Raw genomic sequence first — 13394 nt, 5'->3', positions numbered from 1 at the left:
GGTTCTCTCATCCAGCACTATTTAACGCGCGAAGAATTGTCCGGCTCTTCCGGCTTCTCCTGCGACTTAAAGTGAACATCGTGCACATGCACATTCACTTCTACCACATGAAGGCCAGTCATCATTTCGATGGAACGCTTTACATTGTTCTGAATGTTAGACGCCACCTCAGGGATGCGGTTGCCATACTCGACGATGATCGATACATCAACTGCCGCCTCACGTTGACCAACTTCCACTTTAACGCCTTTTGACAAGTTCTTACGACCAAGCAATTCAGCGATACCACCAGCAAAGCCTCCGCTCATGCCTGCTACGCCCTCTACCTCAATCGTTGCAAGACCTGCAATAACTTCAATAACTTCAGGTGCAATTTGAATATTACCTAAGTCTGTACGTTCGAAATCCGGAATAATCGTTTGATTCATCCATTATCACTCCTTACTATTCATGTATGGAGATATAATCCTGTCCACCTATTATTCATAACTATATCATTTGTCCAATTTTATGACAAACAACTTATCGGTGTAAACCATTATACCTCATTTTCCTCCAGAAACTTGATGTCAAAATCGCCACGAATGAAAGTCGGGTGCTGCAACAATCGCATATGGAATGGAATCGTTGTATAAATACCTTCGATAGCAAATTCTGCCAGAGCTCGTTTCATGCGCTCAATCGCTTCCTGCCTTGTTGGCGCCCACACGATAAGCTTGGCAATCATAGAGTCGTAGAACGGAGAGATTGTATATCCTTGGAAAGCAGCACTATCCACACGAACACCGATGCCTCCGGCTGGCAAATAAAACGTAATCTGCCCTGGAGATGGCATAAAGTTGCGATCCGGATCCTCCGCATTAATGCGGCACTCGATCGCCCACCCGTTAATCGTGATCTCATCCTGTCTGACTGAAAGCTGTTCGCCTTGCGCGACCATGATCATTTCTTTAATAATATCTACACCAGTAACCATCTCTGTAACCGGATGTTCAACTTGTATACGGGTATTCATTTCCATAAAGTAGAAATGACCGTCTGGTGAAAGCAAAAACTCAAGTGTACCGGCTCCTGAGTAATTAACGGCTAGCGCAGCACGAACCGCAGCATCACCCATAAGATTACGTGTTTCCTCACTCAGCACAGGACATGGCGCCTCTTCCACAAGTTTCTGTCTGCGGCGTTGGACCGAGCAATCCCGCTCTCCCAAATGAACAACATTTCCATGCTTGTCAGCTATGATCTGGATCTCGACATGCTTCATACCAGTCAAGAACTTCTCCAGATAGACGCCCGCATTGCCAAACGCTTTCTCCGCTTCTTGCTGAGCGGTCTTCATCTGTTTCAGCAGTGATGATTCATCTTCGGCAATCCGAATGCCCTTGCCGCCACCACCTGCTGTTGCTTTAATGATGACCGGATAGCCGATATCACGCGCAATCATAAGGGCATCTTCAATATCCTCAACAAGTCCGTCAGAACCCGGAATTACCGGTACGCCCGCATCCTTCATCGTCTGCTTGGCAACGGCCTTGTCACCCATACGCTCAATGGCATCAGCTGATGGGCCTATAAATGTAATACCGCATGAGCTGCAAATCTCGGCAAAGTCAGCATTTTCCGCCAAAAAACCATAACCCGGATGTACGGCGTCACACTCTGTCAATGTAGCCACACTCATCAAGTTCGTAAAATTCAAGTAGCTGTCCTTGGACGCCGTTGGTCCAATACAGTAGGCTTCATCCGCCAGACGAACATGAAGGGCGTCACGGTCCGCTTCCGAGTAAACAGCTACAGTTGCAATTCCTAGTTCACGGCACGCGCGAATAATACGTACGGCGATTTCTCCGCGGTTCGCGACGAGCACTTTCTGAAACTTCATCGTTCAACCTCCTCTTGGTTTATCCGAATTAACTACTCAGCCTTATTTACTCAGGCTTTACCAAGAACAGTGGTTGTCCGTATTCTACAAGTTGTCCGTTCTCGACCAGAATTTGTACGATCTCGCCCGATACTTCCGCTTCAAGCTCGTTCATCAACTTCATCGCTTCAAGAATACAAACAACGGAACGCTCGTTCACCCGGTCTCCCGTCTTCACAAAAGCACTTGCTTCTGGAGACGGCGAGGCATAAAACGTACCTACCATAGGGGATACGATCTTGTGGAGTCCTGCATGAGCTGATGCAGCATCTGTACTTGTTGCTGGAGCAACTACAGGTGCCTCAGCTGCCGCAGTTACTGGAGTACTTGCTGGGACTGGCGTATATGTATGTGTCGTTGGTGCCGTTTGAACAGTTACAACCTCTGTCTTGCCCGGCTTACGAATGGATAGGCGAAAGCCTTCGTTTTCTACTTCGAGCTCATGGACCGAAGTTTGGTCCAACAATTTAATCAGCTCTTTAATCTCACTAATTTTGAACAATTCATTCACTCCTCGTGAAAGTATGTATCCGTAAGGACTTTACATATAGACAATCTACATAGACGTATGTATTATATCACAACCTCAATAAATAGAAAGAGCCCAGTTTGGAACTGGGCTTTGCCAACCTTTGTATATTAGGTATATGTTATCCCATTATTCAGACACATACTGAACACTTATTTTGTCTTGAGTTACATTTAATTCCTTAATTAATTTATCCATAATATCAACGGCCTGCTTCACTTCCAGCTTGGCGCTCTGTACAACCACTTTGTAGCGATCATTATCCTGAGTAATGACGGCGTTGTCATATTCTTTTTGTAGCTCAGTTTCCAGGTTTGTAATTTTTTGCTCACGCTCATCAAGCTGATGCATTTCATCATACGCTTTTGTTAGTTTATCTCCAGAAATATTAGTTGTATCGTTAATAATGCCGAGCAAACGCTCTATATTTTGTTGATATTGCTCATTTCTTTCCATTTGCTTCTCTTCGATCAGGCTTCGTTTCGTTACACCGCCCGCAACTGCTTCATTGAGCACATCTTCATCTGTTTTGGCTTGTTCCTTGCCTGCTACTGACTTACTTGACTCCGTTGGTGCAGCTGTGTTTCCTTGTGGTTGTTGACCCGTATTATTATTTGCAACAGGCTCTGGACTTTTCTTTTCGTCTGCATTTGCCTGCTCCTTGCCCACTGCGCCGCTATCGCCAGCTGATACTTCCGTAATTTGTACGGTTGGCAGCTGACCCACTTCAGTAGCGTTTCCTTTAATCACTTGCTCGCCTTGTGTGCCAGTTGCCGCTTGTTTACTCGTTGTATCCTCTGTAAACAAGTAATAGGCGGATAACACAACCATCAAACTTAGCATGGATACTAACCAAATTGTTTGTCTCTTCGTATTCATTAGAAAAGGCCTCCTTTGCAATTCACTGCTTTATTCCGCCACTTTTCGCGGCACAACCGAGATTCGATAAGACGGGACATTTAATCCTTTTTCCACCGCATCCACTATTAATTGTTTGACGACTGCATTTTCTGCGCCTTTCGCAACAACGACGACTCCTCTCACCTTGGGCTTGATCCGTTTTGTTACGATTGGACTATGGCTGTTCGACTGCTCCGTCATTACAATTTCTCCATCACGCGAATATTGAGTCGTGTGACGCTTGCCCCCGTTCGCATCGGTCTCCTCCGTTATCTGCTGGCTATCTTTATTGTTGCGCTGGATAACCATCTCTTCTGTTGAATCGATCGTCACCAACACTTCAACCTGCCCCACCCCAACAATCTCCTCCAGAATAGATCGGATTTTAGTTTCGAAGGACTTCTCGATCGAATCAAAGACGTTGCCGGGTGTAGGCGTCAACTCACTTGACTGATCGTCAGCAGCTTGAAAGGCTCCCGCCGTCGGCGGTTCCCTGCCAACATTACCCTTGAGCCAACTGCCTGCCCCTTCGAAAGAGCGAAACGAGCTGAACAAGACAAGCGCGGCGCCAATTAGACCAAACAGCAACAGCAAGCGAAACGTATGCACCTTTTTGGACCCGTTCGATCCACTGCCAAGTAAGGATTCTATTTTCTGTAGCCATTTCGCCAATGCACTCAACCGCCCTTTCACGTGATGGACTTTCGTTTACTTGTCCTCATTTCACCTATACGCTGCTTGTTCAAATTTATGACTGCAAATTGCAAACTCGCTCCTCTTTTTAGATCACTACGCTTGCCACTCGACCTCGATTTGTTCTGGCTTGACGACCCATTGCTGCGACATTTGTTGTTTAACGAACGCTTCCACCGCCTGGCGTTCCTCACTGATATGAAGTGGTTCAGCAGTTTTGTCCAATTGCCCTAACGGGGTATTACTAGGAGCATGAATGGGTGGTATGCCAATTTTCGACACAGACTCGACAGGTTCAATCTCGTGAACTGTCCCCTGTGTCGAGGCCATAACTGGCAATGCTGGTTGTTCCATTTCTGATTTCCGCACGGGCTTCATCTGAATGTGTATCCTGTCGATTGTTGGCTGCTCCTGATTTAGGCGACTCGTTAATTTCACCTGCACAGCAATAACTTGGAATAATAGTTTTGACTGCGAGATAACAGCAGCCGCCCCTTCCAACTGAGCGCCCCCGCTTAAATGACCATTAGTCGATATGGCTAAAGTATCGTTTAACTGTTTCTTCATATTTGTCTCCAACTGTGCAGCCGCATAGGACATCACCTGTTCGTCACGCCTCGCTTTAATCCGGTTCGCTTCGCGCTGAATAGACGTCAATGAGGCGTAAGTGCCTGGCGTTGCCGCAGATGCACGATCCCATTGCTGTGCCAATTCATCCGTAATGTTCGCATCAAAAAGCTTCATAATCGGAGAGAGCAGGATGAGTAAGATGATGAGACTCATCATCAATTTGACATAACGCTGCATCGTCCGATTAGGCAGCAGCAAATCGATAAAGGTCGCTAGCAGGATGACCATAATGATTTCCTTTAGCCATTGGCTAAGCCACGTCATGACTATCCCTCCTAACGCATCATGACCGTTACATTTCCAGCTGTTAACAAGATCGTAATTGCCAGAAAAAACATTAAGCTGACTGCTGCAAGAGCAGCAAACACATAGATCATACTTTTGCCAACCGTCTTTAAGCAGCCTACGACTGGGCTATCTCCTAATGGCTGCATAATAGCGGCTGAGACATTATAAATGAGTGCCAGCGTTAATATTTTTAATGCGGGAAACGCGCACAAAAACAAAAGAATAATGACACCCGTTAGACCGACCGCATTTTTGACGAGCAGCGAGGCCGTTATAACCGTATCTGTTGCATCCGAGAATACACGCCCTACAACCGGAACAAAGTTGCCCGTTATATATTTAGCTGTGCGTAAGGCTACGCCATCTGTCACCGAACTTGTCACCCCTTGTACGGAAATGACGCCTAAAAATACAGTTAACAAAATGCCCAACAAACCAACGCTAATGTTCCGCAGCAAATTTGCCAGTTGTGTTACTTTATACTTGTCCGACATCGTGCTTACAATGTGCAGCACGGCTGAGAAAAACAACAGTGGAAATACAACCGCATAAATCAGCGTTCCGACCAAATGAATCATAAATACAATTAGCGGATGAAGTACAGATACCGTAACCACATTTCCAAGCGATGCCAATAATGTAAATAGCAACGGAACCATTGCCATCATAAAATCGATCATCCCTGATATAGCCTCTTTTGCATATCCGATCGCTACATGAAAACTGTTGATCGCTAAAATAATAATGACCATATAGGAAATAGAGTAGGCGATTTTACTAACTGTATTTCGTTCAAATGCGGTTTGCAGCGTCTCAAGCACCATACTGAACACAGCTAAAATAACTATCGTAACAATCAATTTCCCGTTCATAACGACTTCTTGCAGCATAAATTTGCCTAGTGCTTTAAACGTATTGCCAATCGTAAGCTGCTCGCCCCCTGGCAAAATGAGATCAGCAAAATCAGGCACAGACTCTTTTGGAAAAAAACCTCCATACTTGTCCAACAAGGTGTTCCAATACACCTCTACTTCACCTGTGCCGAGCTCCTTGCTTTGCTGCTTCACCCACGCTTCGGCAGGGGCAGAAGAAACGGACGTCTGCTGTTCATTTGAAAGCTGTTCATTTGCAGCATCAGAACCTGCTAATACAACGCTAACACCTGCAAGCCACATACTCAAAAGAAGTACGATGAAGACACGCGCCCGACTCGCATGAAATAGACTTTTTCCGATGGTCTTCACCTCTCCCCTGACGTGTTGAATTATGCTGGAAGCAGCTTCATGACAGTCTCAATGATGACACTAATTATCGGGATGGCCATCACCATAATGAGAACCTTGCCTGCCAGCTCAATCTTAGCAGCAATACCGTCTTGTCCAGCATCACGAACGACTTGTGCGCCAAACTCTGCAATATAGGCAATCCCGATAATTTTTAAAATGGTTTTTAAGTATACGGGTTGAATACCTGAACGATTAGCAAGATCCTCCAACACTTTAATAACAGCCTCAATCTTGCCGATTAAGAACAGGAAGATGACAATGCCTGCAAATGCGGATATAAGAAACGCAAACATCGGCTTCTGCTCCTTCACAACAAGCACAAGGATGGCTGCGATTAGACCAAGTCCGACGATTTGAATAATTTCCATACAAGCGTCACCTACTGAAACAAGAAAATGGTCTTAATCTCTTGAAACAAATTGTCCAGCAGCCGCACGACCATAAATAATACAACTACAAACCCGATCACAGTTACCCAGTGAGCCATGTCCTCTTTGCCCATCTGCTTCAGTACGGTATGAATCATGGCAATGATTATGCCGATCCCGGCAATCTGAAATATCGCGCTCACATCCACATTCATCCGAAGGCACCTCAATATATTAAAATGACTACTAACACCCCGCTTAACAAGCCTAAACTGCGACTTAATGTCCCATACCGCATATAATCTTCCCGCGCGTTTATTTCCTCCTGCTCCAGCCTTTTGATCGCATGTCGGATATGGTTCCGCTGATCCTCGCGATCACTTATGCCAAGACTCATTCCCAAATCATGTAACACACGAATTTCCGCATGTTTCAGTGCAGTTTCAGGTGTTACACGTTTTAATGCCTGATGCCATGCTTCTTTTGAAGTTAAAACAAGAGCCTCTCGCTGCTTCATGTTAGAGGCAGCTACAGCAAATAAGCTGTTTAGCGGCATGGACAACTGTGTTCCCAGTTCTTCAAACGCATCATCTAGCGGAGTATGACCATATACTATGGACGTCTCTAGCCGCTGCAATGCAACAATTAATTGTCTAAGCTGCCTTGGTCTAGCCGCGTAGGAAGCGGACTGCACCCAGCCGATGGCACTGGCTGCCGCAATAACGATTGCTGTTCCAATAAGCTTATACACGCCCACCCCCGCCTTTCACCATTGCGGTCAACTCAGGCATGAGCAACGCTCTTCGTTTGTCATCGTATATTTTCCTAGTCCACTCCTTCTTGTTTCTCTTGAGCAGTATAATTCGTGAAAATACCCCTTCTGCCAACAGCTCTCCTATGCCTGGCCTGCGTATCAATTCTTCTACATCACTCCCGTGAGCAGAAGCAATAACACGTACACCTGCATGGATCGCTTCTCGCATCGCAAACACGTCCTCTTCACGGCCGAATTCATCCACGACAATGACATCCGGTGACATAGACCTGATCAACATCATCATTCCCTCAGCTTTAGGACAGCCATCTAATACGTCACAGCGAAAACCTAGATCAAAGCTTGGCACTCCTTTGATACATCCCGCAATTTCAGACCGCTCGTCCACAATGCCAACTTTTAGCGATTGCCAGCGAGCATCCGGGTGGTTCCAAATGCCAGAAGCAATTGAACGTGCTACATCCCGCAGCAACGTAGTCTTTCCATGCTGTGGCGGCGAAACAATCAGGGTGTGATAAACAGACTGTGCTCTAAAATCGAGTACATATGGCATCACCGAAGCCGCTGTTCCTTTAACTTCTCTAGCGATTCTTACATTAAATCCCGAAATATCGCGCAGATGGCTTACCTTTCCTTGATGTAATACCGTTCGCCCTGAAAGTCCGACACGATGCCCTCCCGCAATCGTGACATACCCTCTCCTAAGCTGCTCCTCCATCGTATATAACGAATGATTAGTTAACAGATCCAGAAGACGGTGGCAGTCTTCCTTCGACGGGGCATATGCTTCTATTGGCTGCTCCGTTATCGTCCCAACATTCGTCACAAAGTGGCACTCTCCACACGTACTGACCTCAAGCGGCCTGCCTTCACGAATACGGATTTCTTCCATTACGTTTAATAGCCGCGAGGGCAACTGCATGATGAGCGAACGAAGCTCTGGGGGCAGTACGAGAGACCAGCTAGTCCGATCTTGCGCAGTCATGTTATCCCTCCTCGCTCACTTGATTCATTCCGTCACATCGGACCAATGCTTGCCCATCTACACTGATGTGTATGGAGTACATTGTGCAATTATGACAACGAGTCACCATTTCATTCGCAACCTATTGGTGAATTCCACGTTACTTAGCAGAGTTATTTTTTTAAAACACCAACTAATAAACAAGTGACACCGATCGTAATCCACACGAATTTGCCCCAAGAAAGCTTGTCCGCAATTCCAATCAAGCCAATCGTTGTTGTTGCAATTAACACGATAGGCCCAACTAACGCCAACATCGAATTAACAGCCAGTGCTTTGTGCGGTTCATTCAGCCTTAACATAATAACGGCAGCAAGCAGTTCCAAACTTCCAGAGAGGAATCGCAGGCCCGCCATACTAAGCACTATTTTGTCAAAAGACACCCCGCCGCCTCCTTTCTTTAATCTGGAGCTACTCGTCAACAACCTTAACCAGCTTCATAGTCTTCGGTTTATGTATATGCCGTCTCTCTTCAAAATAGAGCAGCAAGTCCATCCACTAGGCACGTGTCAGGGATAAAACGCATATATTGCTTCAAGATGTTATGTCAAGCAGCATATCCAAAGGAGAATCGGCATATGAACCGATTAATAACTACCTCAAAATGGCCAAATGGTCTTTCGGACCCAAGCGGAGAACGATTGCTTCGACCCAGAACATTCGGTTATACGATGGTCATGGACAAAGGCTTAGGCTTGCAGGCGTTTGAAGATTATTTAGCTTGTGTACATGAGCATATTGACATATTAAAACTCGGATTTGGCACTTCCGCCCTGCTGCCGCCCTCTTTCATACGTGCAAAGACGATGCTGGCCAAATCGTATGGATTGGAAATTATGCCAGGCGGAACCTTGTTGGAAATTGCGGTTGCAAAAGGTATGGTTGATGATTTTTTTCATATGATGAAAGAAACAGGCTTCACAGTCATTGAGGTTTCCGACGGGTCGATCACGCTCTCTCGTTCAGAACGAAGGTCGCTTATTTGTCGTGCTGTGGAAGAAGGTTATACCGTATGCACCGAATACGGAAAAAAGATAGCACATTACCCGTTTCAAATAGATGACATTACGGAAACGCTGCTGGATGATCTGGCACATGGCGCACAATGGATGACTCTCGAAGGCCGCGAGTCAGGTATCAACGTTGGGGTGTTTGATTCCAACGGCCATTGTAATGGGGAATTAATCGGTAACATTTTAGCTGCTGTCCCTTATCCTGAGAAGTTGATGTGGGAGGCACCTCACAAAAACCAACAGTTGTTTATATTACAAAACGCGGGTGTAAATGCCAATATCGGGAATGTAGCGTATGGGGATGCAATTGCGCTTGAAGCTTTGAGACGCGGTTTAAGAGCAGATACATTTCTTGACCATCTAGCCTTCTATTATGAAATCTAGTGCAGCTCTCAATGTCCTGTGCTTGCATAAGAAAGGAGGTGCATGCAGATGCAAGTCGATGCGATATCAAGTATTAGTGAAGCACGCGCTATTGACTTGTCCCACCGTACAGTCATTGTTATTGATGTACTGCGGGCTACGAGTACAATTGTAACAGCGCTAGCTTATGGTGCAGCCGGTGTTATTCCGGTTGAAACTGTCGGTCAAGCCAAGCATTGCTTTGTGCCAGGGGATATTCTGGGAGGCGAACGCTACTGCAAAAAAATAGTGGGCTTCGATGCAGGCAACTCTCCTTTGGAATATACGAATGACGATTTTCGCGGACGTCGCATCGTACTGACCACAACAAATGGGACACGGGCTATTCAAAAAGCAGTGCGAGCAGAGCATATTATTGCGGGGGCTTTTCTGAATGCACAGCTATGTGCCCAAGTCGCAGTGAAACTGAAGCGGGACGTAGCTTTGTTGTGCGCTGGCTCTCAGGATACGTTTGCATTTGAAGACGGCTTGTGTGCAGGACTGTTGCTTCACGAAATTAGTAATATAAAAGAGGCGACACACGATACGATCTTCATGAATGATCTGGGCTCGATGGTCATGAGTGCGTATCTTCACCATGCGGACAATTTGTTAGGCGCGATACAGCAATGTGCAAGTGCCAAGCGACTAGCTAAGCTTGGATATCATCAAGATGTAGCATTTTGCTCCGCCGTAAACACCATTCCCGTAGTCCCTCGTATGGTTCATCAGATGATGATTCCGTTTACTGGTGTCATTTCATCATAACAGTCTGATGCGCTGCTTCGGTAGCTGCATCGACTTTTCGTTCTAAAAGAACGCTATGTGTTCATATCGTGAGATAAGAGCTTGTCAAGCTTTATACATCAATTGATAGGCAAGCTCTTATTATCCATGACATGAAGGAGCTACCTTATATATGAACGGCGAAGTTGTGCTCGTCACATTAATAATAGTGGGACTTATTAGCCGCTCTCCGATCATTACGACGGCGGCCTGCTTTTTGCTCATCATGAAGCTTGTCCAGCTTGATCGATTTCTGCCTATGCTGGAACGTCGAGGTTTGGAGCTCGGCCTGTTATTTTTAACGATTGGTGTGCTAGTTCCTTTTGCAACTGAACGCATTGAAACAAAAGACATCCTAAATACACTTACTTCATGGACAGGCATCCTTGCGCTGACAGGCGGTGCGCTAGCTACCTTTATGAACAGTAAAGGACTCGACCTATTAAAAAACGATCCGCAAATGATCGTTGGGCTTGTCGCCGGATCGATCATCGGGATCGTCTTTCTGCGCGGCATTCCAGTCGGCCCTCTTATGGCCGCTGGTATAACCGCTTTTCTATTACAACTTGCAAGGTGGATATTTCAAAAATAATTACGGTCTGTGAACAACTAACGACGATCCTGTGGACCACCTACAAATACTTGTTCCACGGTATCCAAGCCATAAGCCGTGTGCAGCGCCTTCACAACATCATGAAGCTGTTGGTTGGCGATGACACAAGATACTTTGATCTCAGACGTACTAACCATCTTAATGCTGATGCCAAGCGCAGATATCACTTCAAACATTTTAGCCGCAACACCTGGATGGCTGACCATCCCAGCACCAACTATAGATATTTTAACCAAATCCGTCTCCGAAGTCACTTCACGGTAGGGCAGCTCCGATTTCAGCTGCTCCAAAACGTGAATAGCGCGATCACGATCATGCAGCGCAGTTGTAAAGGAGAAGTCTGCCTCTCCATTTAGTACACCGCTTTGCACGATAATATCAACATCGATCTCGGCTTCAGCAAGCGAGCCAAACACCTTAGCCAATATTCCAGGCAGATCAGCAACACCTAATATGCTAATACGTGCTACATTTTTATCGTACGCAATTCCGCTGACGACCACTCCCTGCTCCATGACCGCTTCCTCCTTCACGTAAGTTCCCTCGTTATGATTAAAGCTCGATCGCACCACTAAACATACATTGTTATGCTTCGCATACTCAACAGCCCGTGGATGCAGCACCGCCGCCCCTAAGTGAGCCAGTTCCAACATTTCGTCGTAAGAAATCTCTTGTAGCTTGCGAGCACATCGCACAATACGTGGATCGGTAGAATATATACCGTCAACATCAGTGTAAATCTCGCATACGTCCGCCTGTATAGCCGCAGCTAATGCTACTGCTGTTGTGTCAGATCCGCCGCGTCCAAGCGTCGTAATCTCTCCAGACTCAGACATACCCTGAAAGCCGGCAACAATTACGATGTTGCCCGTCGCAAGTGCATCCATGACCCGAAAGGGATCGATATCAGCGATTCGTGCCTTGCTGTGCGTATCGTCCGTGCGAAATCCAGCTTGCCAACCCGTAAATGACTTTGCTTGATGACCAAATGAATGAATGGCCATCGACAAAAGCGCAACGCTTATCTGTTCGCCTGTCGTTAATAGCATATCCATCTCTCGAGCAGGTGGATTGTCGTTTAGCAATCTGGATTTATCGATCAGATCGTCTGTCGTATCTCCCATTGCAGATACAACAACGACACATTGATGACCCTGCTCTTTCTTTTCAATAATACGCTTAGCAACCCGCTTCATACGTTCGGTGTCACCGACAGAACTTCCCCCGAATTTCATGACGAATAAAGCCACGCTGACTCACTCCAATCCCGTAGGAATGTATAATTTCTTTTAATTGCATATTATAGCATAACGTTTGCCAGAATAGTCGTAAAAATTGTACGTCTGACTAAACTTGTATGAGTACGTTTCCCCCTCGAATACAAACACATTTGAATGCCTTCCTATAGTGTACATTGGATATGCGTTCCATATATTTTCCTGCAATCTCCATATTCTACTGTTTATCTTCCCCTATAAACTAAAAAAAGTGATTAAACAGAAAACGTTCCTGTTCAATCACTTTTTTTATTTCAATGTCAGTATATACGTTGTACACAACTTACAACCGACATTTGATTAGGCGCGGGAAATATATTTACCTTCACGCGTATCGATCAGCAATACATCATCTTCATTAATGAAAAGAGGTACTTGAACGTTCAAGCCCGTTTCGACTTTCGCGTTCTTTGTTGCACCTTGAGCCGTGTTACCTTTAACGCCTGGCTCCGTCTCAATAACTTTAAGCTCTACGCTGTTTGGCATGTTAATACCTAAAATTTCGCCTTTGTAGCTAATGATGTTAACCATCATATTGTCTTTCAGGAAGTTAATTTCCCATTCCAATTGATCTTTGCTTAATGCAAATTGATCGTAAGACTCGTTGTCCATAAATGTGTACTCTTCGCCACTGTTGTACAAGTATTGTACTTCACGGTTATCGATCTGTGCACGGCCGATCGTCTCGCCTGCACGGAACGTCTTCTCGACAACGTTACCGTTGCGCAAGTTTCTAAGCTTGGAGCGAACAAATGCCGCGCCTTTGCCTGGTTTAACGTGTTGGAATTCAACTACGGAGAAGATGTCATTTTCTACTTCTACCGTTAATCCTGTCTTAAAATCGTTCACTGAAATCACTGTGAATACCCTCCTAAATCTATTCGTGCAA

General features: G+C 45.7%; 17 protein-coding genes. 3 read left to right on the top strand and 14 right to left on the bottom strand.

Annotated elements, in window-relative coordinates; translation table 11 throughout:
* Positions 1 to 17: 17 nt before the first annotated feature.
* The 12 genes from H509_RS0105185 to H509_RS0105130 form a co-directional block, all read right to left on the bottom strand.
* Positions 18 to 428, bottom strand: coding sequence for an Asp23/Gls24 family envelope stress response protein (locus H509_RS0105185; RefSeq protein ID WP_028544147.1), 411 nt, complete (start codon positions 426 to 428; stop codon positions 18 to 20).
* 110 nt (positions 429 to 538) lie between these two features.
* Positions 539 to 1882, bottom strand: a complete 1344-nt coding sequence (accC, locus tag H509_RS0105180) for an acetyl-CoA carboxylase biotin carboxylase subunit (protein WP_028544146.1) — start codon at positions 1880 to 1882, stop codon at positions 539 to 541.
* A 46-nt stretch (positions 1883 to 1928) separates the two neighbouring features.
* Positions 1929 to 2423: an acetyl-CoA carboxylase biotin carboxyl carrier protein gene (gene accB, locus H509_RS0105175; RefSeq protein ID WP_028544145.1), complete on the bottom strand. Its 495-nt coding sequence runs from the start codon at positions 2421 to 2423 to the stop codon at positions 1929 to 1931.
* Positions 2424 to 2579: 156 nt separating this feature from the next.
* Positions 2580 to 3329 carry a SpoIIIAH-like family protein gene (locus H509_RS0105170; RefSeq protein ID WP_028544144.1) on the bottom strand — a complete coding sequence of 250 codons (750 nt, stop codon included), beginning with the start codon at positions 3327 to 3329 and terminating at the stop codon, positions 2580 to 2582.
* A 30-nt stretch (positions 3330 to 3359) separates the two neighbouring features.
* Positions 3360 to 4022, bottom strand: coding sequence for a stage III sporulation protein AG (gene spoIIIAG / locus H509_RS0105165; protein WP_028544143.1), 663 nt, complete (start codon positions 4020 to 4022; stop codon positions 3360 to 3362).
* Positions 4023 to 4139: 117 nt separating this feature from the next.
* A complete protein-coding gene (spoIIIAF, locus tag H509_RS0105160) occupies positions 4140 to 4937 on the bottom strand; it encodes a stage III sporulation protein AF (protein WP_028544142.1) in 798 nt (265 codons plus the stop codon).
* 11 nt (positions 4938 to 4948) lie between these two features.
* A complete protein-coding gene (spoIIIAE, locus tag H509_RS0105155; protein ID WP_028544141.1) occupies positions 4949 to 6205 on the bottom strand; it encodes a stage III sporulation protein AE in 1257 nt (418 codons plus the stop codon).
* Between the two features lie 20 nt (positions 6206 to 6225).
* Positions 6226 to 6615, bottom strand: a complete 390-nt coding sequence (spoIIIAD, locus tag H509_RS0105150) for a stage III sporulation protein AD (RefSeq protein ID WP_028544140.1) — start codon at positions 6613 to 6615, stop codon at positions 6226 to 6228.
* Positions 6616 to 6626: 11 nt separating this feature from the next.
* A complete protein-coding gene (gene spoIIIAC, locus H509_RS0105145) occupies positions 6627 to 6830 on the bottom strand; it encodes a stage III sporulation protein AC (RefSeq protein ID WP_028544139.1) in 204 nt (67 codons plus the stop codon).
* A gap of 11 nt (positions 6831 to 6841) precedes the next feature.
* Entirely contained in the window at positions 6842 to 7366 is a 525-nt protein-coding gene (spoIIIAB, locus tag H509_RS0105140) for a stage III sporulation protein SpoIIIAB (protein ID WP_028544138.1), read from the bottom strand.
* Positions 7359 to 8375 carry a stage III sporulation protein AA gene (spoIIIAA, locus tag H509_RS0105135; protein ID WP_036696295.1) on the bottom strand — a complete coding sequence of 339 codons (1017 nt, stop codon included), beginning with the start codon at positions 8373 to 8375 and terminating at the stop codon, positions 7359 to 7361. The genes spoIIIAB and spoIIIAA overlap by 8 nt, the downstream gene beginning before the upstream one ends.
* A 152-nt stretch (positions 8376 to 8527) precedes the next feature.
* Positions 8528 to 8797: a YqhV family protein gene (locus H509_RS0105130; RefSeq protein WP_028544136.1), complete on the bottom strand. Its 270-nt coding sequence runs from the start codon at positions 8795 to 8797 to the stop codon at positions 8528 to 8530.
* Between the two features lie 195 nt (positions 8798 to 8992).
* On the opposite strand from H509_RS0105130, the gene comA reads away from it, so the two are divergent.
* From comA to H509_RS0105115, 3 genes are all read left to right on the top strand, one after another.
* Complete coding sequence (gene comA, locus H509_RS0105125; protein WP_028544135.1) at positions 8993 to 9811, top strand: phosphosulfolactate synthase; 819 nt, start codon at positions 8993 to 8995, stop codon at positions 9809 to 9811.
* Positions 9812 to 9859: 48 nt separating this feature from the next.
* Entirely contained in the window at positions 9860 to 10597 is a 738-nt protein-coding gene (locus H509_RS0105120) for a 2-phosphosulfolactate phosphatase (RefSeq protein ID WP_028544134.1), read from the top strand.
* 151 nt (positions 10598 to 10748) lie between these two features.
* Complete coding sequence (locus H509_RS0105115) at positions 10749 to 11207, top strand: DUF441 domain-containing protein (protein WP_028544133.1); 459 nt, start codon at positions 10749 to 10751, stop codon at positions 11205 to 11207.
* Between the two features lie 17 nt (positions 11208 to 11224).
* Here H509_RS0105115 and H509_RS0105110 read toward each other — a convergent pair whose 3' ends face one another.
* Both H509_RS0105110 and efp read right to left on the bottom strand, forming a co-directional pair.
* The gene (locus H509_RS0105110) at positions 11225 to 12478 is read right to left on the bottom strand and encodes an aspartate kinase (RefSeq protein ID WP_028544132.1); all 1254 of its coding nucleotides are present in this window, start codon (positions 12476 to 12478) and stop codon (positions 11225 to 11227) included.
* 327 nt (positions 12479 to 12805) lie between these two features.
* Positions 12806 to 13363 (bottom strand): elongation factor P, encoded by a 558-nt coding sequence (gene efp / locus H509_RS0105105; RefSeq protein WP_028544131.1) that lies wholly within the window; start codon positions 13361 to 13363, stop codon positions 12806 to 12808.
* Positions 13364 to 13394: the final 31 nt, after the last annotated feature.

The sequence above is a fragment of the Paenibacillus taiwanensis DSM 18679 genome, from assembly GCF_000425125.1.
In the GTDB taxonomy this organism is placed as follows: domain Bacteria; phylum Bacillota; class Bacilli; order Paenibacillales; family Paenibacillaceae; genus Paenibacillus_B; species Paenibacillus_B taiwanensis.
This window is presented reverse-complemented; position numbering and strand designations above follow the sequence as displayed.

Coding starts and splice junctions, on each gene's coding strand:
- H509_RS0105170 (WP_028544144.1), bottom strand. CDS start 3,329: ATGAATACGAAGAGACAAACAATTTGGTTAGTATCCATGCTAAGTTTG.
- H509_RS0105185 (WP_028544147.1), bottom strand. CDS start 428: ATGAATCAAACGATTATTCCGGATTTCGAACGTACAGACTTAGGTAAT.
- spoIIIAD (WP_028544140.1), bottom strand. CDS start 6,615: ATGGAAATTATTCAAATCGTCGGACTTGGTCTAATCGCAGCCATCCTT.
- spoIIIAF (WP_028544142.1), bottom strand. CDS start 4,937: ATGACGTGGCTTAGCCAATGGCTAAAGGAAATCATTATGGTCATCCTG.
- accC (WP_028544146.1), bottom strand. CDS start 1,882: ATGAAGTTTCAGAAAGTGCTCGTCGCGAACCGCGGAGAAATCGCCGTA.
- spoIIIAC (WP_028544139.1), bottom strand. CDS start 6,830: ATGAATGTGGATGTGAGCGCGATATTTCAGATTGCCGGGATCGGCATA.
- comA (WP_028544135.1), top strand. CDS start 8,993: ATGAACCGATTAATAACTACCTCAAAATGGCCAAATGGTCTTTCGGAC.
- H509_RS0105120 (WP_028544134.1), top strand. CDS start 9,860: ATGCAAGTCGATGCGATATCAAGTATTAGTGAAGCACGCGCTATTGAC.
- H509_RS0105115 (WP_028544133.1), top strand. CDS start 10,749: ATGAACGGCGAAGTTGTGCTCGTCACATTAATAATAGTGGGACTTATT.
- spoIIIAA (WP_036696295.1), bottom strand. CDS start 8,375: ATGACTGCGCAAGATCGGACTAGCTGGTCTCTCGTACTGCCCCCAGAG.